This window comes from Aureispira sp. CCB-QB1, assembly GCF_000724545.1.
Taxonomy (GTDB): Bacteria; Bacteroidota; Bacteroidia; order Chitinophagales; family Saprospiraceae; genus Aureispira.
This window is the reverse complement of record NZ_JHBV01000033.1, coordinates 51,658-70,109: the sequence shown is the minus strand read 5'-3', so window position 1 is coordinate 70,109 and position 18,452 is coordinate 51,658. Positions and strand designations below refer to the sequence as shown.

Below are 18,452 nucleotides of genomic sequence, written 5' to 3'. Positions count from 1 at the left end.
AACTTTATTATGATTATCTCTAATATTTCTAAGGCATAAATTTCATTTTTATCAAAAAAAAGATAGCTTTAGTAGTCAACACGATGACAAAACGTAGGTCGTGTCATAATTAATTTGTATGCTTAAGAACGTTGTTTGTTTTATGATTATCAATTTCTGAAAAATTTAGAAGTGAAAGGTATCTTTTTGATAGTCAGTTGCGAAGAATTAGCACAGTAGCAGCATAGTTAACTAAGAGAACCAAACACACAAAACAAGTAAACGATCTTAGGGAGTGAACGGATGCGATTTTCCCACGAAGTAATGTAATAAAATAATCAAATGAAAATACACTTTATAGCCATAGGAGGTGCATTGATGCACAATTTAGCTTTGGCTTTAAAACAAAAAGGATATCAAATAACAGGTTCCGATGACGAAATATACGACCCGTCTCGCTCAAGACTACAAAAAGCTGGATTATTGCCTTCTAAAATGGGGTGGGATATTGCGCGTATCCAACCCGACTTAGATGCTGTCATTGTAGGCATGCATGCTAGATCCAATAACCCTGAATTGTTAAAAGCACAAGAATTAGGATTGACAATTTACTCCTATCCTGAGTATATTTACTTACAAAGTCAACAAAAAAAACGGGTAGTTGTTGGTGGAAGTCATGGAAAAACGACGACCACATCTATGATTATGCATATCCTCAAGTATCACCAAATTGATTTTGATTATGCCGTTGGTGCTCAATTGGATGGTTTTGAACTGATGGTGCGGTTATCTGATGCACCTTTGATTGTTATAGAAGGAGATGAATATTTGTCGTCTCCGATTGATACTCTACCAAAGTTTTTACATTACTATCCACACATTGCGGTTTTAACAGGAATTGCATGGGATCATATCAATGTATTTCCAACATTTAGAAAGTACAAAAAGCAATTTAAAAAGTTTGTTAAAACGATTTTGCAGCATGGTACTTTAATCTATTATAAGGAAGATAAACAGCTTCAAAAGATTGCGGGATATGCTCCTGCACAGGTAATTGCTTATGATACACCAGCACATCATGTCGAAAATCATCAAACTTATTTAGATGTCGATTATAATTATCAATTGGCTAAAGAAGGTGTTGTAGGAATCCCCTTGCAAATATTTGGAAAGCACAATTTGCAAAACTTTCAAGCAGCCCGCATGGTTTGCCGAGAGTTGGGACTCAATGACGGGCAAATATTAGAAGCGATTCAGGCATTTTCAGGAGCAGCTAAGCGTTTGGAAATTTTGTCTAAAAAAGAAAAACAAGTTATCTTTAAAGATTTTGCACACGCTCCCTCTAAAGTTAAAGCAACGATTAATGCAGTTAAGCAGCAATATAAAAATTGTTCATTGGTTGCCGTGTTAGAGTTGCACACCTTTAGCTCTCTAAATGTTGATTTTTTAGATGAATATTTGGGTAGCATGGGAGCCGCAGATGTAGCCTATGTGTATTATAACCCGCATACTATTCGTATGAAAAAGTTAAAGGATATTGAACCTGCACAAGTCGAAGAGGCTTTTTTTCATCCTAATTTGATTGTTTTTACAGATGAACAAGCTCTCAAACATCAATTGGAAAAAGACATTGCTGCTCAAGAGTCGAACTTGTTACTGATGAGTTCTGGAAATTGGGGTGGAATAGATATATTAAAATTGGTCAATGACTAAACAGCAATGGTCTATGAATTCTTAAAACCACATCGTTTTTAATTTTTAAGTATGTCGCACTACTAATCAATTGGATATGATTTTATGGCGAAGTAAGGCAAAATTACATATATGGCAAAAAGAAAGGTAGCCCCAAAAAACCGACTGGAAGAAATCACCGTCCAAAAAAGAGCCCAATCTTATTTGGAACAATACTATAAAATAAAACATGGTAAAAGGCATTTGTTTTCTAATATAGAAGAACGAACAAAGAAGCAATATGGAATGAAACGTGCCGATGGCTTGCTGGCTTACAAACTCAACAAAAGACGGGCTTATGTGGTCTCTATGGAAGCCAAATCGCACAAAACGTTGCCCGCTCTGAGACCGTATAGAGTCAACAAGGTTTGGATAAAAGACAGCATCTGGAAAAGCTTTTTGTTTACCTTGGCATCTGGTGTGCTGTTCTTTGCTTGGAGACAAGATGGTTGGTTGGTCTTAATGCCATTTGGGGTTTGGTTTTTGGCAATGTTAGTTCATTTATTGCTGTTTAAAAACAGCTACAAATACCAAGAGATGGAGGTGATACACCAAGTATTTCAGTATCCTGCTAATGAACAGTGGTTATCTCTTTCGGAAGACTCCTTTGATATGATTAAAGAGCATCTTAGGATGAATTTAATCAAAATTTGCAAGGCTAGGGATATTGGTGTGTTGATGGTTGATCAAGATTTGAATGTTAATATGATTCATCCACCCAAAGCTAGAAAACGATTTTGGTTTTATGGATATTTGACTTATTACCATAATGAAGAAGCGATCCGCAAGCACTTAGGAATTAATCCTCGGTTGAAAAAGAAAACGAAGAAGAAGAAAACCAAGAAAACTAGAAAAAGAAAAAAGTAATGCCTACCCATATTTTGATGGTGGATTGCTATAGAACCATTTAAACTAGATATAGATTATGCTAATTCGTTATAAAATGCCTTTGAGGTATATTTTGCAAGCTGCAATGCCTGATTTTTTGATTGTTCTAACTATTGCAAGTGTCGTCTATTTTGTGGAGTGGAAATTAGGGCTTTTGTTAATGGAATTATCGTTTAGTATCCCAGCTTTTTTGGGGACAGCGATCTCTATTTTGTTGTCTTTTAAAATCGGTCAATCCTATGATCGTTGGTGGGAAGCACGCAAAATATGGGGGGCTATTGTAAACGATTCGAGAAGTTTGGTAATGCAGTTGCAGGCTTTTGTAGGAATCGACAATAGTCAAGTAAAAACCATTGCCTACCGACAAATGGCTTGGTGTTATGTCTTGGGTAGAAGTTTGCGTGGTTTAGAACCTTTAAAGGGGATGGAAGTATTTCTAAATGCTGACGATAGAAGACATGCTGCAAAACAAAGCAACAAACCTTTGGCAATTTTACAATTGAATACCTTAGATTTAGAACAACTCAAATCTATGTATGGTTTGACAGAGTACAAACAAGTTCAATTGGATAATACTTTGGTCCGCTTGTGTGCGTCTATGGGCAAAGCAGAACGAATCAAAAGCACCGTTTTTCCAACCAAATATAGAATGTTCTTGCATTTGAGCATTTATTTGTTTGTTATTTGCTTGACTATGGCGACAAGTGCACTGCCTATTTATTTTGGTTTGCCGTTAATTATGAGTATTGCTACTATTTTCTTTTTGTTAGAAGGAACCGCTTACAATTTACAAGACCCTTTTGAAAATAGACCAAGTGACACGCCAATTACTGCAATTGCCAGAACAATTGAAATTAATATTCGACAATTGTTGCAAGAAGAGGAGCAAAGCATTCCAACTCCTTTGCCAATAGAAGAAGGTTTTTATTTGATGTAAGCCAATCAATTCAATACAATGCTCTAAGAAGGATCTTTTTTCTTTTCTGTTTTAATCAATTTAAAACTACCAAAAAAAACGGTAGAATCTTGAGCTTCAATTGGTCCCACAGAAGAATACATACTCAATTGATAAACTCGATTCTTAACTAAAAATATCTTGTAAGAAATATTTAAATCTCTCTTTTTGGCTTTTGCTACAAAGGACAAGCCATCGTATTTGTCTTCTAACTTTACTTTTTCTTCTATAGATGTTTTGGCACGAAGATCTTCTAAGATTCTATATTTAATCCCTTTTAGAAGCTGCTCCTTATTTCCTAACTGAATCATTCGTTCGGGATAATCAGAGAAGCTTGCAACCCAAGCATGGGTGTCATTTTTTCCATAAATGTATTGGGTCAATTCAATTTGTCCTATTTCAGAAGTAGTGACATGTTTGTTTTCTTTGGGAGTATCAGGAAAAACGATGCTAAAGCCACCTTTTTCAGAGTAAAAAGGCAATTTTGCTTTAGGGACAGGTTTTTTCTTCTTTTTGCTAATTTTCGTTCGAGTAGACTCTTTTATGTCAGGTACTGTCGTATCCGAATTGCAACTAAAAAGCAGACTTGTCCAGACCAGCAAAAATATAATTTGTCTCATTGTATTTGAGTTTAGTAACTAAAAAAGCAATTCCATCGAGTGACAGAATTGCTTTTATATACGTCTTATTCAGGAATTTGTTTTCCCAAAAAATATAGATTTATCTAGCGAATGCCACAGAACGTTTTTCACGAATAACCGTTACTTTAATTTGTCCTGGGTATTGCATTTCATTTTGAATCTGTTGTGAGATTAAGAACGACAATTCTTCCGCTTTGTTGTCAGATACTTTATCGGCTTCTACGATAACACGAAGTTCACGCCCCGCTTGCATCGCATATACCTTCTGAACACCATCGTGTGCCATTGCTACTTGCTCCAATTCTTTGATTCGTTCGATATAACTTTCTAGAATTTCACGTCTAGCCCCTGGTCTAGCCCCCGAAATAGCATCACAAACTTGTACAATAGGAGAGATGATAAACTTCATTTCAACCTCATCGTGATGGGCTCCAACGGCATTAGATACAGCAGCTTTTTCACCATGACGCTCACACATTTTCATACCCAATAGAGCATGAGAAAGTTCCGTTTCTTCTTCTCCTACCTTTCCAATATCGTGTAACAGACCAGCACGTTTTGCCAATTTAATTTCTCTAGAACTCAAGCCCAATTCTGCCGACATAATGGCACATAATTTAGCCGTTTCTATAGAGTGTTTTAATAGGTTTTGTCCATAAGACGAACGGAAACGCATACGACCAACCATACGAATCAAAGGCGCTTGTAAGCCGTGAATATTTAGGTCAATTACAGTACGTTGACCAATTTCCATGATTTGCTCTTCGATTTGCTTTTTCGTTTTGGCAACAATCTCCTCAATACGAGCAGGGTGGATACGCCCATCGGCTACCAAACGTTGCAAAGACAGACGACAAACTTCTCGGCGAATAGGGTCAAAGCTAGAAATGATAACTGCCTCAGGCGTATCATCCACGATGATTTCAACACCAGTAGCAGCTTCCAAAGCACGAATGTTACGACCTTCACGACCAATAATTTGACCTTTCAAATCATCTGAATCCAAGCGGAATACAGAAACCGTATTTTCGATGGTATGCTCAGCAGCCATTCTTTGGATAGATTGAATAACAATCTTTTTGGCTTCTTTGTTGGCACTCATTTTAGCTTCCTCAAAGCGATCTTTGACATAAGCCATTGCTTCTGCATCTGCTTTGTCTTTGATGTTTTTAAGCAACTCATCTTTAGCTTGTTGAGCTGTTAATTTGGCAATTTTTTCAAGCTGAGACAAATACTCACTTTCTTTATTATTTAAGGTTTCGAGTTTTACTTCTACTAATTCAAGTTGTTGATTTAAGTTCTCACGAATTTTTTGAACTGCAGTTTCTTTTTTTAGAATTTCTCTTTCTCTAGTTAAAGAGATTTTGTCGCGTTCTAGAGCTTTGTCTTCACTAGATTTTAGTTTTAGTTCGCGTTTTTTACAGTTATTTTCAAATTCTTTTCTCTTATTAATAAAGTGTTTTTTTGCTTCTGCTATTTTGTTGCTTTTAATTTGTTCACTTTCTTTTTTGGCTTTTTCAACCATTTGACCAGCTTTTCGTTCAGCCTCTTGTACTTTTGTATCAGCATTTTCTCTAGCTGATTTTAATATTTCGTCCGCTTTTCTGTCTAATTCCAATTGACGTTCTTTATTGATTTTTTCAAGTAGAAATCTACCAATCAAAACACCAACTAGAATACCAATGACAGCTCCAATCGCGAGTGATGTTGCATCCATGATTTGTTCAAGTTTGTATATAAATAAAAGGGAAGTTCTCCCCAAATTAGTTTCCAAATGACTAATTAGAGTAGAATACAGAGAAAAGGAAAAGGAAAAGAATGCTTTTTTTAGTGCAAGTGTTTAGTTTTCAAAAACTTGTTCTAAGATGTCTTCGATAGATTCAATGCGTTCTTTGATTGGAGCCAAGTCTTTTTTTTGGCGCTCCTCGTGCAAATCTTTAGCATAGGTTAATAAAAGCATCGATAAGATATCTTGTTTGTTTAGCTTATTGGCATAGCGACGTTGCAAATCCAAGAACTCCTTATTAAGTTGTTGGTTGATAAGCGTTACACCTTCAACTTCATCTTGTGTTACCATAACAGGGTATGTACGTCCTGCTAACACAACTGGTATAGTCAATAAGTTATCTTCGTCCATTGGCTACAATTTAGAGCTGCTGAAGCCACTCAATACTTGTATCTATATCTTGAATATATTGATCGATTTTTTTCTTTATTCCTTCCGTGTCCTCTTTGTAAGTTAGTTCTAGTTTTTGTGTTTTGTTTGCGAGTTCTTTAACTTCGTCTGCTTGTCCAGCAAGCTGTTGCCTCAATGCTTCATTCTCTTTTTCTAGCCTACGGCGCACGATTAACAAATCTTCACAAATTTCTTTGAATTGAAGATTTTGTTCTACTAGTTTTATTACTTTTCTCTCTATCTCCTCTAACTTTACCTCTAAGGTACTCATTTTTGGTAATTCTAAAAAAATTATGAATTATTAAAGTAAAATTGATGGTTGGGGAAATTAAATGAATAGATACCCAAACCATCAATTTTGAATGCTTTACTTACGAATGAGGGCGTTTAATTTTTTCTCATAAGTAGCAATTAGTTTTGACATAACTTTGTCAATATCTTTATCTTTTAATGTTTTATTGTCGTCTTGAAAGATAAAACTAACCGAGCAAGATTTTTTGCCTGCTCCAATTTGCGCTTCATTTTCATAAACATCAAATAAATTCGTTGCTTGCAATTGTTTGCCACCAGTTTTAACCGCAATGCCCAAAATTTCGTTGTAGCCAACTGTTTGATCCAAGACCAAAGCCAAGTCACGACGAACAGCGGGGTATTTTGACATTGCTTGATACTTCATTTTGTGTTTTTTCAAAATTTGAAGTATGGTGTCAAAATCAAAATCAGCATAAAACACCTCTTGTTTGATGCCCATGCCTAAGGCAATGTTCCCATCTAAACGCCCAAAAGATACAATTTCTTGTTTCCCTCTATGATATTTCAAACCATAGGTGAATACTTCGTTGTCCTCTTTAAGAGGCGTACATTGAATCGAACTAGGCAATATACCTAAACGAGTCATAAGATGTTCAACATAAGCTTTTAACGTATAAAAGCTAACTTTGTTTTCCTTTTGATGCCAATTTTCTGGATTGCGTTGACCAGTTAGGAACAAACTGATGTGTTGTTGTTCAAAATAATCTCTATTTCCTTGTCCATCAATTACTTTCTTGAAGTAAGTTTTGCCAAATTCATACAACTTTAAATCTTGATTTTGGCGGTTTTGGTTGTGAACAATGGCTTCTAGACCACTAAAAAGCATACTTGGACGCATCAAGTCTAGGTGTTGGTTGGATGTATTGTTAACATACACCAAACTATCTTCATCCTGAGGCAAATGCTTTTTGTAATAATCAGAACGCGTCATAGAGGTTGCCATCATCTCATTAAAACCAGAACTTGTTAACAAATCAGCAATTAAGTTCTTTACTTTGAAAGGGTTAGGAGTTGGAGCAAACGACAATACAGAGTGTACGGTTGTAGGCGTTTCTACTTTGTTGTAGCCATAAATTCTCAAGATTTCCTCAATAACGTCCGCATCTCTAGTAACATCAACTTTGTTGGTGGGAACATCTACTGTAAACGCTTCTGCATTTTCTTCTAGGATGTTCATGTCTAAATAACCCAAGATTTTCTTAATATCTTCTTTGGGGATATCGGCACCAATTAAGTCAGTTACTTTCTCAAAACGAACCGTTACTTGTGCTCTTTGAACAGGCTTTGGATAAATATCAATGACTTCTGAAGCAATTGTACCACCAGCATACTCTTTGATTAGCAATGCCGCTCGTTTCAAAGCGTATAGAGTTCCATTTGGATCTACTCCCTTTTCAAAACGAGTAGCAGCATCTGTACGCAACAAATGGCGCATGCTTGAACGGCGAATAGAAATTGCATCAAAAAAAGCAGATTCTAAGAAAATATTAGTAGTTGTTTGGGTAACGCCAGATTGGATACCTCCAAATACACCTGCAATGCACATGCCATTGCCATTCCCATCGCAAATCATCAAATCCTCGTGACTTAGTTTGCGTTCTACCTCATCTAGTGTTGTGAATTTTGTTTGATCTGCTAGGTTTTTAACAACTACTTTTTTGCCTTCAATTTGGTCATAGTCAAACGCATGTAGGGGCTGACCAAGCTCATGAAGCACATAGTTGGTAATATCGACAACATTGTTTTTAGGTTCAATGCCGATGGCTTTTAGGTGGTTTTGCATCCATAGAGGAGCGTCTTGAATGGTTACCCCTTCAATGCAAACCCCAGTATACCTTGGACACGCATCTTGATTTTCAACATTGACATCAATGTTTAAATTGTGATTGTCAATAGAGAAATTGGAGACATCAGGTTGTTCAAATGTTCCTTGGTTGGTATAATTTGTTTTGAGAGCGGCAGCCAAATCAAAAGCAACTCCTAAATGCCCTGTTGCATCTGAACGGTTGGGGGTTAAGCCAATTTCATAAACCACATCGCTGACAACACGATCGGAAAAATAAGTAGCAGCAGGCATACCAGCACTTGCTTTTTCATCGTCTAGTATCATAATGCCATCGTGTGAAGTGCCTAAGCCAATCTCATCTTCTGCGCAAATCATTCCAATAGATTCCTCACCACGTATTTTTCCCTTTTTGATTTTAAAAGATTTGCCATCTTCAGCATACAAGGTCGTTCCAACAGTCGCCACAACAACTTTTTTGCCAACTGCCTGTGGGGCATTAGGTGCTCCACAAACAATTTGTAACGGTGCTTCTGCACCAATATTAACCGTTGTGATAGACAATTTATCTGCATCAGGGTGTTTCTGGCAAGTCAATACTTCGCCAATGACCAATCCTGCTAGGCTACCTTTGATGTTCTCAAAAATGTCCATTCCCTCTACTTCTAAACCTATATTCGTTAGAATGTCACTGACTTCCTCTTTGGATTCGTTTACGTTAACGTATTGTTTTAACCAATTTAGTGAAACTTTCATGGTTTGTATTTATGTTATGAATAGTAGTTGTTAAAATCAATAGTTCGCTCGACTATTAGCAAGCTATTATAAAATAAAACACAAAGATATAAATTTTCCTAGATTTTAGTATTAAAATATTTAAGAGACTCTTGTAGTTCTCAATAGGATGAGTAGAAGCTATTTAGTAATGTTCAGAGCAAATTAATAGCATAGAATAAAAAAGATGTATTATTTGATTTTAAAATCTATGAAAAAGGATTTTAATCAAACTCAAATAGCTGTGGATGAGGATTTTTTTGATCAAACAGAAAAAGGAGCATTATTAGATATCAAAAGTAGAGAAGGTAATTTAGGAATTGAATGGTTTAGTATTGTGAGATAACAACCAATAAAGTGATTATTGTGTGGCGGCATTGCAAGAATTGATTTTTAAAAAGGGAAAAAATTGGAATGATTATCCAATTCGTCTTAAGCGGGGAGGTTTGTCTTTAAAAAAAGCGTATCCCAAAGGCAATGTTGTGCGTTATCGTTGGATTAATCAAGGTGCTATTTGGTTTTCAAAAGAGAGAGAAAGGCTTAAAGATATTCTGCCTAATAGAGACGGTGTCCACTATAAAAAATCCATTCATTAGGTGAAATGTATCTTTCATTAGATAGAATGTTCCTTTCATTAGTTGGACTTGTTTGATGTAGTTAGATGGTGTATATTTGTAACAACAAAGAAGGATACATCTTTCTTTGTGTCAAACGTTTTAGAATGTAGTTAAACCAAGTAATTGTAAACTGCTCTTTATCCATGAAATCAGGAAAGTTACCTTTGCATAGCCAAAACTAAACCTTAAAATTCAGCTAAACGTTAAACCCATGCTGAACCTTAAAGTGAATACCATGATCCCCAACCCTAATTCATGTTAATGGTTATAAAAAGGTAAGCCAATCGCAAAGCGGTTGGCTTTTTCTTTTTAAGGAACTACTCAAGATTCAAAAAGTTAATAATCAATTGTAAGGCACTCTTAATCTGATCGAGTGGAAGATCGTAAATAAGTGATAAAATTAGGTATGGTAGGGGGCGAAAAATATGTTTTTAAGGTTAAACGAAAGTAAAGGAAAAGAATACAAAATCCATTCGTTAGGTGAAATGTACCTTTCATTAGTTCAAATGTTCCTTTCGTTAGTTCGGCTTGTTCTGAAACTATAAAAGGACTATATTTGTAACAACAAAAGGAGCTAACCCTTCCTCATGAAAATTAAAAAACTAAACTTTAAAATTTACCTAAACCTAAACCTTCAACTAAATTTTAAAATCCATGAGAAACTTCTTTATACTTTAACAATATAAAGAAAATAGCTTGAGAAAAACTAATACCTAAAATTCAACTAAACAAACCTAAAACCTTCAACTAAATTTTTAACCTATGAACAACTCTTTGCCCATGAAACAAAGAGATTGCCTTTGAAATAATCAGAACTAAACTTTAGACCAATGCTTTACTAAGTCTTAACAAACCATGACAACCTAATCCATGTTAATGATTATGCAAAGGCAAGCCAATCGTACTGCGATTGGCTTTTTCTTTTTGATTTAGAAAAAGTCCACTCAAGATAAGTTGCTTCATCCTAATCTAAGAATCCTCTTTTGCCGCACTCTTAGGAGGAACTTTGGCTTTTACAATTTCACAATTTCCTTCTAATTCTTTGTAGGCATACATATAGGTTGTAATTGCCTTTTTGGCATCTCGTTCAGAACCGTAAATTTTTGCTTGCTTTTTGGTGCCCAAAATGGCGTCAATGGTGTCAATCCTCCGATTGCGTGTTCGCTTGATGAAGCGATGGCCATACTTTACATAATACCCCATGTTATATTAATTGATTGATTGTTAATTATAGATAAGGTAGCACTGGGTGCATTGTTTGCCAAACTATATAATTTGAAGCGAACATTGTACCTAGGTTTGTGGATTGAGTTACGGCTTAAAATACGCATTTTTGGGAAAAATGGAGAGTTTTAGTTATAAATAAGCCCCTTGTAATGTAGTAGAATTGTTAGTTTTGTTGCTATAAAAGCAGAAAAAAACACTTATATTTTTAGTTAGTATTAATTTTATTTTTCAAGTGCATAATATATTAATGCCACGAAATTATTCATTAAAAGCAATTAAATGAACTGCACACCGTATTATGGTTGTCATTAAGAGCAAATTTTTTCTTTTATTGCTGTTGTTACAATAACCATACAGTTTCATTTTAATAGGTGTCAAGTTTTATTGAAATGTCTTATAAAAAGAAACATAACTTGATAAACAGCGTACTAAAAACGAAGGGGAATACTCCATTGTATTTATTTAGTGGTAACTTCTATATTCAAAAACCAATAACAATCCTAAATATGTTGCGATATATAATTATTTTCAGTTTGTTTCTTTTTGTAACAAGTGCATTTGCACAAAAATCCTTTGAAAGTCTATCAAAAGAAAGAGTCTTGCTGTTAGAAACTTATGAAGCAAAACCCAAAAAGGCAATCCGTGCAAAAATTGATCGCTTGGAAGATGAAATCCTTGAATATATCCAAACCAATGGCTATCCTATTATTATAAACACCATAACTACCCTAGATGTTCAAGATAAAACGTATCCTTTGCAAGGAAATGTAATTGCAACATTGGAAGACAAACAAGAGGTTTTGTTACTAGACAAGGATAAATATGGTTATTATAAGATAAAAGTAAACGATCAAATCGGCTATGTGTATAATCTCAAGATGACACCTAGTATGGAGACATATCCACTTAATTTGATAGAGGAGGGATTGGTGCAAAAAAAGGCTGTAGATAACTTAACAGATTCTCCTTCTGCCTTTCGTATTCGATACGAATGCCCTTCTGTCGTGTGTGGGGCCAATACTCCTGCTGGTGAATCATGTAAGGTTCAAACACGAAATTGTAATGGTCGTTGCCATTTGCATTAAATAGATTTACTTGTTTTTGAACGAATTCTAGATTTAGCTCCTAATATTCTTAGAGGAGTTGAATCTTCTTGTGTATTTACTTAATGCGATTTTGAGTAAGCAAAGTACCATTTTGATGAACAAAGTCACCCCAATCTGCAATAGATTGAATTAATGGAATTAGTGTTTTTCCAAATTCTGTGAGCGAATACTCTACTTTTAAAGGGGGCTTTGAAGTATAAACTTGTCGCTTAAGCAATCCATCTTCTACCAAAGCCTTTAACTGCAAACTTAAAGTTCTTTCGGTAACTGTTGGCATCAGTTTCCGCAACTCATTGTATCTCAATTTTTCATTCATCAAGTGAAAAAGTATCACAGCTTTCCATTTACCTCCAATAATACCCATTGTTAAGCTGGTACAACAGGGATATTGTACGCCTTTAAATTCAATCATTTTAGTCTCCTTTTTTCATAAACTTTATACTATCCTTTTTGACCGTTATTGCAAAGGTAGAAAACTATACATAAATTTGCAACTATAAAAAATATAGTTTAACTAAAAATAAAAAGTATGAGTTTTATAGAATCAATGCAAAAGCGGTATACAACCAAAAAGTATGATGCTTCTAAAAAAATAGAAGCGGAGAAAATTCAGGAATTGAAACAAATTTTACAATTAAGTCCTTCTTCTATTAACAGTCAGCCATGGAAGTTTACGTTTGTAAATGATGCGGAGACCAAGGAAAAATTATCTCAAGTTTCTTGGTTGAATACTAATAAAGTTCTTGATAGCGATTGGGTTGTCGTGTTCAGCCGTATTAATGATATTAACTTATTTGAAAATGTCATTGAAAGTGAATTGCCAAAGGGAGCAGTGGATTATTACAAAGAATTTATCAAAAATAAACCTGAAGAAGAAATAAAGGCTTGGTTTGATAAACAAGTCTACTTAGCTTTGGGGGTGTTTTTAAGTGCCTGTGCAGAAATGGGGATTGATGCGACACCAATGGAAGGGATTGAACCTCAAAATTACGATAGAATACTAAAAAACAACGATTATGCAACAATTGTAGCTGTTGCTATTGGATACAGAGACAACGATGATTTTAATCAACCTAGCAAACAGCCCAAATCAAGAAGGGCAATAGATCTGGTGACAGAAACAATCTAAGTAGATGTTTAAAATTAAGTAATCATCAAATATGGAATCACTTTTTGCGCTCCTTTGCGTTGGATTTTCGTCCAATAGTTACGACTATTAGCTTCATTGTTCCTTCAAGGTGTACTCCTATTTAAAAAAGATGCCATTTTAAACAACTTCTAAACAAAACTAAAAAAAATGACGAATCAAAAATTAACAATTGTAGCCAGAATAGTGGCAAAAGAGGAGAAAAGAGATTTGGTGAAAGCGGAATTATTAAAACTCATTGAGGTGACAAGAGCAGAAGAAGGTTGCCTTAATTATGATTTGCATCAAGATAACAACAATAAAAACTTGTTTTTGTTTTATGAAAATTGGGAAAGTAGAGCATTGTGGGAGCAGCATATTAATAACAGCCATTTAGAAGCGTACAAGAAAGCAACAGAGGGTGCTTTAGAGGAGTTTGCAGTGCATGAAATGACACAAATTGGATAAGGTAATATTATTAGAGTTTTCCTCAAAGTGATTTGATTATACATTGAGTAATCAAATCACTTTGGGGATACCATAACGTTGTTATTCACCAATATCTTCGTTCCAAAGCTTTGGGTATTGCTCAATAAAAGTTGTCATTAGGTCAATGCATTCTTGGTTTTGCAGGTTAATGATTTCCACCCCATGTTCTTTCATAAAAGCCTCTGCTCCAGGAAATGTTGTGTTTTCTCCTACGACAACACGCTTAATCCCAAATTGTACTACTGCACCTGCACATAAATAACAAGGCATTAAGGTAGAATAAAGCACCATATCTTTGTAGGAACCTACTCGCCCAGCTTGTTTGAGGCAGTCAATTTCAGCATGTGCCATTGGATCATTTTGCTGAACACGTTGGTTGTGTCCTGCTCCAATAACAGTCTCTCCTTTAACTAAGACGGAACCAATGGGAATTCCACCCGTATCACGTCCTTTTTTTGCCTCATCAATAGCCGCTTGCATAAATTTATCCATCGTTCCGATTTATTTGTATTAACTATTTTTATACTTAAACTTGTGTCTTTAGAGCTTTAAGCTGTTGGTAAACACTAGGAATATCTAGAGTTTTAATATCTTCTACCTCTTTACATAAGTTCATCAATAGGGCATCCTGTTGGTTTCCTAAATTCCTTGCGACAGCATAAGGCACATCAGGTTGGAAGGTAACTAAGGAATATTTTGAATGATAATCATCATAGGTGTTTTCTAGGATATGCTCTAGGGCACGTTTTTTTCGAAAGGTCGGATCGGCAACATGGTCACGCATTTCATAAAAGTTTTCTACAGCCAAATCGCCAATAGCATCTCCATTAACTTTGCGCAAATCTTGATAGGCGCTATAAGCTGCTGCCCAGTTGCCTACACCATGCGTTTCAATACAAGCATTTAGTACTCGACAATCTTCAAAAGAAGCATTCATACCTTGCCCATAAAAAGGAACAATGGCGTGTGCCGCATCTCCAATCAATGCCGCCTTATCGTTATGTATCCAAGGGTAGCATTTTAAGGTACCTAGCTTGCCAACAGGGTTGTTGGCGAATTCTTCTTGGAGGTGCACCAAATGAGGTACAGCATCGCCAAATTGGGCTTCAAAAAATGTTTGAATCTTTTCAGGGGTATCCAAACTTTCAAAACTAGGATTACCTTTATAAGGAAAGAATAAGGTACAGGTAAAACTGCCATCTGCATTGGGCAGCGCAATCAACATATAATTGCCTCTAGGCCAAATGTGCAAAGCATTTTTTTCTAAGGCAAAACCTGCGTCTTGCATCGGAGGAATAGAAAGTTCTTTGTAACCATGATCCAACCAATCTACATGAGCTTGATAGCCTTCGATTTCTTGTTCCATAGCATTGCGTACTACTGAGTTAGCTCCATCTCCGCCAATAATAGTACAACCTTGAACAGTTGTTTGTTGTTGGGTAGCTTGATCTTCTACGGTAACAATGCTGTTCTCAAAATCAACATCGATACATTTTTGATTAAAATGAATGTTTACATCAGGGTAGGATTCTGCCTCAGTCATTAGCAACTGATTCAATCCTCCACGAGAAATAGAATTGATGTATTGAGAACTATCTTTGCCATAAGGAGCGAATTGAAGTTGCCCTTCTACAGAATGCAGCATTCTACCAGGCATTTTAACAGCTTCAGCCATTACTTTGTCTAGAATGCCAACTTCTTTTAATGGTAAAATTCCTCGATCAGACAAGGCTAAGTTAATAGAGCGTCCAGCGCTAATAGCTGTCGTTCGCATATCTGGACGACTTTCAAAAACTTCAACTGCCAAGCCTTTTTGAGCCAAGTAGATAGCCATTAATGAACCAGCTAGTCCTGCTCCAACAATAATTACGGGTGCTTTTTCCATGTTTTATTCGATTATAGTCTCAATTTGATACAGTTCTGTTGCAAATTATGTGATCTCAATAATTATAAAATAGATGAATCGCCTTGCAGCTACGGATAGAAGCAAGGGCTAAGCATGATTCCAATGGATTTGTTCCAATTGTATTGAGAGTATGCTTAGATGATAATTTAGTGATTAATGTGATTGATCACATAAGGAGTTAAAGAACAATACTGAATTTTTGACGAATATCGACAAATAAATTGTAAAAAAGGCTAATTGGAGCAAATTTCAAGATGATATTCTGAAGCTTTGGGGTGCTTTAGGTCAATGGCTTTTTGAAGTTGCAAACAAGCTTTTTCTTTTTCGGCAAGGGCAGTATATGCAACTGCCATTTGGTAATAAGCGTCTGCATATTGTGGGTTTAATTGAATGGCTTTTTGATAATCTTTTAGAGCACTTTTATAATAATCCGTTGTATTGATACTTTCTCCTTCAGGCAACAAAAATTTACCACAATCTCCACAAAGCTCTGGCTTTTTTATACTATGAATCGCCAGATTGTATTTCAAATAACCCAATTCGAACCAATAGCTAGCCTCTGTAGGTTCTAAGTTGCAAGCTGTATGAATCGCCTGATATGCAGCAGAATATTCCTCAAATTCTTGTAAACACTTACCTTTCCAGACGTATACTGCGGCATAACTAGGTTCTTCTTTTAGTAATTTATCAAACAAGCGCTCTGCTTTGGCATAATTGCCTTTTTCAAAAGCTGCAATACCTTTTTCAAACTGTTCTACTAGTTTATCTTGAGCTGTAATAGAGGTAGTGTAATAACAAATGGATAAAAAGAAGAGAAGGTAGCGCATGAGAAAAAGTTATAAAAATATACGAGAAGGTATTAAACAATAGTAGTTCGTTGATTAGCTCCCTGCGGTCGTGAGATCGCTATCGCTTAGTTGTTTACTTTTTCACCAAAAAAGATAAAAAAGCACATTTATATTAGTTTAGCTGCGCTGCTACTTCGTGGTACTTCATGAGTGCTGCGCAGTTGATAATCAAAATTTTAACACAAAACGCAGTAAATATACAACTTGTTGATTATCAAACTAATAAAGTTTAGCTTCGCTGCTACTGCGTGGTTTCAACGAACTATTGAAATAAAAAATCTTGAATAAAATAAATCTCATACATTACAAATCAAAATGCATGCTAAAGTATTCTATTCAAGATCAAAATATAGGTTCCGTATGAGTTAAAGCTTGTTGGTAGAAGCTTTAAAAAGGATATTTATTTGTTGGTTTCTAGCAAATCCAAGATGCGATTCAAATCGTCGGTATTACTAAAATTGATCACAATTTGTCCTTTTCCTTTGGCGTCAGCTTTGAGATTAACTCTTGTGCTTAACATAGAAGTTAGTTCCGATTGAACTTTTTGATAAGCTTGAGGGAGCGTTTTTTTGCCTTTAGCCTTTGAGCCCGTACCAGCACTTTTTTTCAACTTTACCAAATCTTCTGTTTGGCGAACGGAAAGTTCCTTTTCTATAATACTTTTGTAGGTTGCCATTTGAAAAGCATAATCATCAACTCCTAATAAAGCTTTGGCATGCCCCATTGTAATGTCGTGCTCTTTTAATCCTTTTTGGATGGCTTCTGGCAGAGAAAGTAGGCGTGTGAAATTGGTGATTGTTGTACGAGCTTTGCCGACACGTTCAGCCAATTGCAAATGCGTCAAGTTACATTCCTTCATCAAACGACCATAGGTGATGGCGACCTCAATAGGGTTTAGTTGTTGGCGTTGAATATTTTCAATCAAAGCCATTTCAATCATCTCTTGGTCATTTGCCAAACGGATAAAAGCAGGAATTTCTTCCAAATTAGCCATTTTTGACGCTCTCAAACGACGTTCTCCTGAAATCAATTGAAACTTGTCGTTACCAAGGTGACGTACCGTAATTGGTTGGATAAGACCATGTACAGCAATCGAATCAGACAGCTCTTTCAAAGCAGTTTGGTCAAAATCTACCCTTGGTTGAAAAGGATTTACCTCAATGCTAGTCAAAGGAATGAAAGCGACCGTATTGGATAAGTCATTTACAATAGCTTGCTTCTTTTTTGAAGATTCTATATCTGCATCAATATTACCTAATAAGGCACTAATTCCTAATCCTTTGTTTTTGCGTTTTGCCATTACAATATCTTATATTTATATATGTGGTACTAGTATAATATTTTGTAGGTTTTTGGAGTGTATTAGGTCAATTATCAATACTTTAGTGTTGTAGTAATAAGCATAGGTATTGTGCTAAACACGTATAACGTTGTCAGTAGATTTTGAATCAACCTAATGCACTTTTTTAGTAGACTATTGTCTCTTACCTCGTGGAGTTGCATAGTTGATTATCAATTGAATGTGATTTTATTGTTTGGATTTTTTAAGATTTGATAATCAGGCTGATGCAAAGGTGTTTTTTGACTTTTTTATAAAAAAACTAAAAAACTAAGCTTGTGCCTTCATGAAACAAAGTTCATGAAATAAATAATCCACGACGTATTATTGTCTGATCGTAAAACTTATTGTAAAGATACAATTTATGTATTATAACTAAAAATTAGTACTAGCCAGATTTATCGTTGAACTATTTATTTTTGTCGAATTATTAAACTCAAAGTTAAAATCTGGAACCTTTTTTGACTTTAAATATGTATTTTTACAGTAACTTACGAAGAATCTTTGCTTAAATTTTTGGGAATATCCTGTAGTTTTGTCAAAGCAGCTTTTTAA

Annotated in this window: 19 protein-coding genes; 8 read left to right on the top strand and 11 right to left on the bottom strand. The window is 35.3% G+C overall.

From position 1 onward, the window contains the following. Window positions 1-321 precede the first annotated feature (321 nt). From murC to CG11_RS17990, 3 genes are all read left to right on the top strand, one after another. Window positions 322-1,692, top strand: coding sequence for a UDP-N-acetylmuramate--L-alanine ligase (murC, locus tag CG11_RS18000; RefSeq protein WP_052598225.1), 1,371 nt, complete (start codon window positions 322-324; stop codon window positions 1,690-1,692). A 111-nt stretch (window positions 1,693-1,803) separates the two neighbouring features. Next, window positions 1,804-2,577, top strand: coding sequence for a hypothetical protein (locus tag CG11_RS17995; RefSeq protein ID WP_052598224.1), 774 nt, complete (start codon window positions 1,804-1,806; stop codon window positions 2,575-2,577). 58 nt (window positions 2,578-2,635) lie between these two features. Beyond that, window positions 2,636-3,535: a bestrophin family protein gene (locus CG11_RS17990; protein WP_052598223.1), complete on the top strand. Its 900-nt coding sequence runs from the start codon at window positions 2,636-2,638 to the stop codon at window positions 3,533-3,535. Between the two features lie 23 nt (window positions 3,536-3,558). Here the strand turns inward: CG11_RS17990 and CG11_RS17985 are convergent, their stop codons facing one another. The 5 genes from CG11_RS17985 to pheT form a co-directional block, all read right to left on the bottom strand. Next, window positions 3,559-4,173, bottom strand: a complete 615-nt coding sequence (locus CG11_RS17985) for a hypothetical protein (RefSeq protein WP_052598222.1) — start codon at window positions 4,171-4,173, stop codon at window positions 3,559-3,561. 100 nt (window positions 4,174-4,273) lie between these two features. Then, window positions 4,274-5,911, bottom strand: coding sequence for a ribonuclease Y (gene rny / locus CG11_RS17980; protein ID WP_052598221.1), 1,638 nt, complete (start codon window positions 5,909-5,911; stop codon window positions 4,274-4,276). A gap of 123 nt (window positions 5,912-6,034) precedes the next feature. Continuing rightward, the gene (locus tag CG11_RS17975) at window positions 6,035-6,331 is read right to left on the bottom strand and encodes a cell division protein ZapA (RefSeq protein WP_052598220.1); all 297 of its coding nucleotides are present in this window, start codon (window positions 6,329-6,331) and stop codon (window positions 6,035-6,037) included. 10 nt (window positions 6,332-6,341) lie between these two features. Further along, window positions 6,342-6,641: a hypothetical protein gene (locus tag CG11_RS17970; RefSeq protein WP_052598219.1), complete on the bottom strand. Its 300-nt coding sequence runs from the start codon at window positions 6,639-6,641 to the stop codon at window positions 6,342-6,344. A gap of 96 nt (window positions 6,642-6,737) precedes the next feature. After that, window positions 6,738-9,221: a phenylalanine--tRNA ligase subunit beta gene (gene pheT / locus CG11_RS17965; protein WP_052598218.1), complete on the bottom strand. Its 2,484-nt coding sequence runs from the start codon at window positions 9,219-9,221 to the stop codon at window positions 6,738-6,740. Window positions 9,222-9,450: 229 nt separating this feature from the next. Here pheT and CG11_RS30950 point away from each other — a divergent pair, with 229 nt between their 5' ends. Both CG11_RS30950 and CG11_RS17960 read left to right on the top strand, forming a co-directional pair. After that, window positions 9,451-9,585 carry a hypothetical protein gene (locus tag CG11_RS30950; RefSeq protein WP_255351954.1) on the top strand — a complete coding sequence of 45 codons (135 nt, stop codon included), beginning with the start codon at window positions 9,451-9,453 and terminating at the stop codon, window positions 9,583-9,585. 22 nt (window positions 9,586-9,607) lie between these two features. Continuing rightward, complete coding sequence (locus tag CG11_RS17960; protein WP_052598217.1) at window positions 9,608-9,835, top strand: hypothetical protein; 228 nt, start codon at window positions 9,608-9,610, stop codon at window positions 9,833-9,835. A 990-nt stretch (window positions 9,836-10,825) separates the two neighbouring features. Here the strand turns inward: CG11_RS17960 and CG11_RS17955 are convergent. Continuing rightward, on the bottom strand, window positions 10,826-11,059 hold the full coding sequence (locus CG11_RS17955) for a hypothetical protein (RefSeq protein ID WP_052598216.1): 234 nt from the start codon (window positions 11,057-11,059) through the stop codon (window positions 10,826-10,828). Window positions 11,060-11,589: 530 nt separating this feature from the next. Here CG11_RS17955 and CG11_RS17950 point away from each other — a divergent pair. Continuing rightward, window positions 11,590-12,168 (top strand): SH3 domain-containing protein, encoded by a 579-nt coding sequence (locus CG11_RS17950; protein ID WP_052598215.1) that lies wholly within the window; start codon window positions 11,590-11,592, stop codon window positions 12,166-12,168. Window positions 12,169-12,244: 76 nt separating this feature from the next. Here CG11_RS17950 and CG11_RS17945 read toward each other — a convergent pair whose 3' ends face one another. After that, entirely contained in the window at window positions 12,245-12,601 is a 357-nt protein-coding gene (locus CG11_RS17945; protein WP_052598214.1) for a helix-turn-helix domain-containing protein, read from the bottom strand. A 117-nt stretch (window positions 12,602-12,718) separates the two neighbouring features. Here CG11_RS17945 and CG11_RS17940 point away from each other — a divergent pair, with 117 nt between their 5' ends. After that, window positions 12,719-13,318, top strand: a complete 600-nt coding sequence (locus CG11_RS17940) for a nitroreductase family protein (protein WP_052598213.1) — start codon at window positions 12,719-12,721, stop codon at window positions 13,316-13,318. A gap of 168 nt (window positions 13,319-13,486) precedes the next feature. Beyond that, entirely contained in the window at window positions 13,487-13,783 is a 297-nt protein-coding gene (locus CG11_RS17935; RefSeq protein WP_052598212.1) for a putative quinol monooxygenase, read from the top strand. A gap of 81 nt (window positions 13,784-13,864) precedes the next feature. Here the strand turns inward: CG11_RS17935 and CG11_RS17930 are convergent, their stop codons facing one another. The 4 genes from CG11_RS17930 to CG11_RS17915 form a co-directional block, all read right to left on the bottom strand. Further along, window positions 13,865-14,296, bottom strand: coding sequence for a nucleoside deaminase (locus tag CG11_RS17930; RefSeq protein ID WP_052598211.1), 432 nt, complete (start codon window positions 14,294-14,296; stop codon window positions 13,865-13,867). A 34-nt stretch (window positions 14,297-14,330) separates the two neighbouring features. Beyond that, window positions 14,331-15,689: an NAD(P)/FAD-dependent oxidoreductase gene (locus tag CG11_RS17925; protein ID WP_052598210.1), complete on the bottom strand. Its 1,359-nt coding sequence runs from the start codon at window positions 15,687-15,689 to the stop codon at window positions 14,331-14,333. 254 nt (window positions 15,690-15,943) lie between these two features. Next, the gene (locus tag CG11_RS17920) at window positions 15,944-16,537 is read right to left on the bottom strand and encodes a M48 family metallopeptidase (protein ID WP_052598209.1); all 594 of its coding nucleotides are present in this window, start codon (window positions 16,535-16,537) and stop codon (window positions 15,944-15,946) included. Window positions 16,538-16,958: 421 nt separating this feature from the next. After that, entirely contained in the window at window positions 16,959-17,858 is a 900-nt protein-coding gene (locus CG11_RS17915) for a ParB/RepB/Spo0J family partition protein (protein ID WP_052598208.1), read from the bottom strand. Window positions 17,859-18,452: the final 594 nt, after the last annotated feature.

What these genes read in the sequence shown, in the direction of transcription:
- murC (WP_052598225.1), top strand. Translation starts at nt 322, where the DNA reads ATGAAAATACACTTTATAGCCATAGGAGGTGCATTGATGCACAATTTA.
- CG11_RS17995 (WP_052598224.1), top strand. Translation starts at nt 1,804, where the DNA reads ATGGCAAAAAGAAAGGTAGCCCCAAAAAACCGACTGGAAGAAATCACC.
- CG11_RS17990 (WP_052598223.1), top strand. Translation starts at nt 2,636, where the DNA reads ATGCTAATTCGTTATAAAATGCCTTTGAGGTATATTTTGCAAGCTGCA.
- CG11_RS17985 (WP_052598222.1), bottom strand. Translation starts at nt 4,173, where the DNA reads ATGAGACAAATTATATTTTTGCTGGTCTGGACAAGTCTGCTTTTTAGT.
- rny (WP_052598221.1), bottom strand. Translation starts at nt 5,911, where the DNA reads ATGGATGCAACATCACTCGCGATTGGAGCTGTCATTGGTATTCTAGTT.
- CG11_RS17975 (WP_052598220.1), bottom strand. Translation starts at nt 6,331, where the DNA reads ATGGACGAAGATAACTTATTGACTATACCAGTTGTGTTAGCAGGACGT.
- CG11_RS17970 (WP_052598219.1), bottom strand. Translation starts at nt 6,641, where the DNA reads ATGAGTACCTTAGAGGTAAAGTTAGAGGAGATAGAGAGAAAAGTAATA.
- pheT (WP_052598218.1), bottom strand. Translation starts at nt 9,221, where the DNA reads ATGAAAGTTTCACTAAATTGGTTAAAACAATACGTTAACGTAAACGAA.
- CG11_RS30950 (WP_255351954.1), top strand. Translation starts at nt 9,451, where the DNA reads ATGAAAAAGGATTTTAATCAAACTCAAATAGCTGTGGATGAGGATTTT.
- CG11_RS17955 (WP_052598216.1), bottom strand. Translation starts at nt 11,059, where the DNA reads ATGGGGTATTATGTAAAGTATGGCCATCGCTTCATCAAGCGAACACGC.
- CG11_RS17950 (WP_052598215.1), top strand. Translation starts at nt 11,590, where the DNA reads ATGTTGCGATATATAATTATTTTCAGTTTGTTTCTTTTTGTAACAAGT.
- CG11_RS17945 (WP_052598214.1), bottom strand. Translation starts at nt 12,601, where the DNA reads ATGATTGAATTTAAAGGCGTACAATATCCCTGTTGTACCAGCTTAACA.
- CG11_RS17940 (WP_052598213.1), top strand. Translation starts at nt 12,719, where the DNA reads ATGAGTTTTATAGAATCAATGCAAAAGCGGTATACAACCAAAAAGTAT.
- CG11_RS17935 (WP_052598212.1), top strand. Translation starts at nt 13,487, where the DNA reads ATGACGAATCAAAAATTAACAATTGTAGCCAGAATAGTGGCAAAAGAG.
- CG11_RS17930 (WP_052598211.1), bottom strand. Translation starts at nt 14,296, where the DNA reads ATGGATAAATTTATGCAAGCGGCTATTGATGAGGCAAAAAAAGGACGT.
- CG11_RS17925 (WP_052598210.1), bottom strand. Translation starts at nt 15,689, where the DNA reads ATGGAAAAAGCACCCGTAATTATTGTTGGAGCAGGACTAGCTGGTTCA.
- CG11_RS17920 (WP_052598209.1), bottom strand. Translation starts at nt 16,537, where the DNA reads ATGCGCTACCTTCTCTTCTTTTTATCCATTTGTTATTACACTACCTCT.
- CG11_RS17915 (WP_052598208.1), bottom strand. Translation starts at nt 17,858, where the DNA reads ATGGCAAAACGCAAAAACAAAGGATTAGGAATTAGTGCCTTATTAGGT.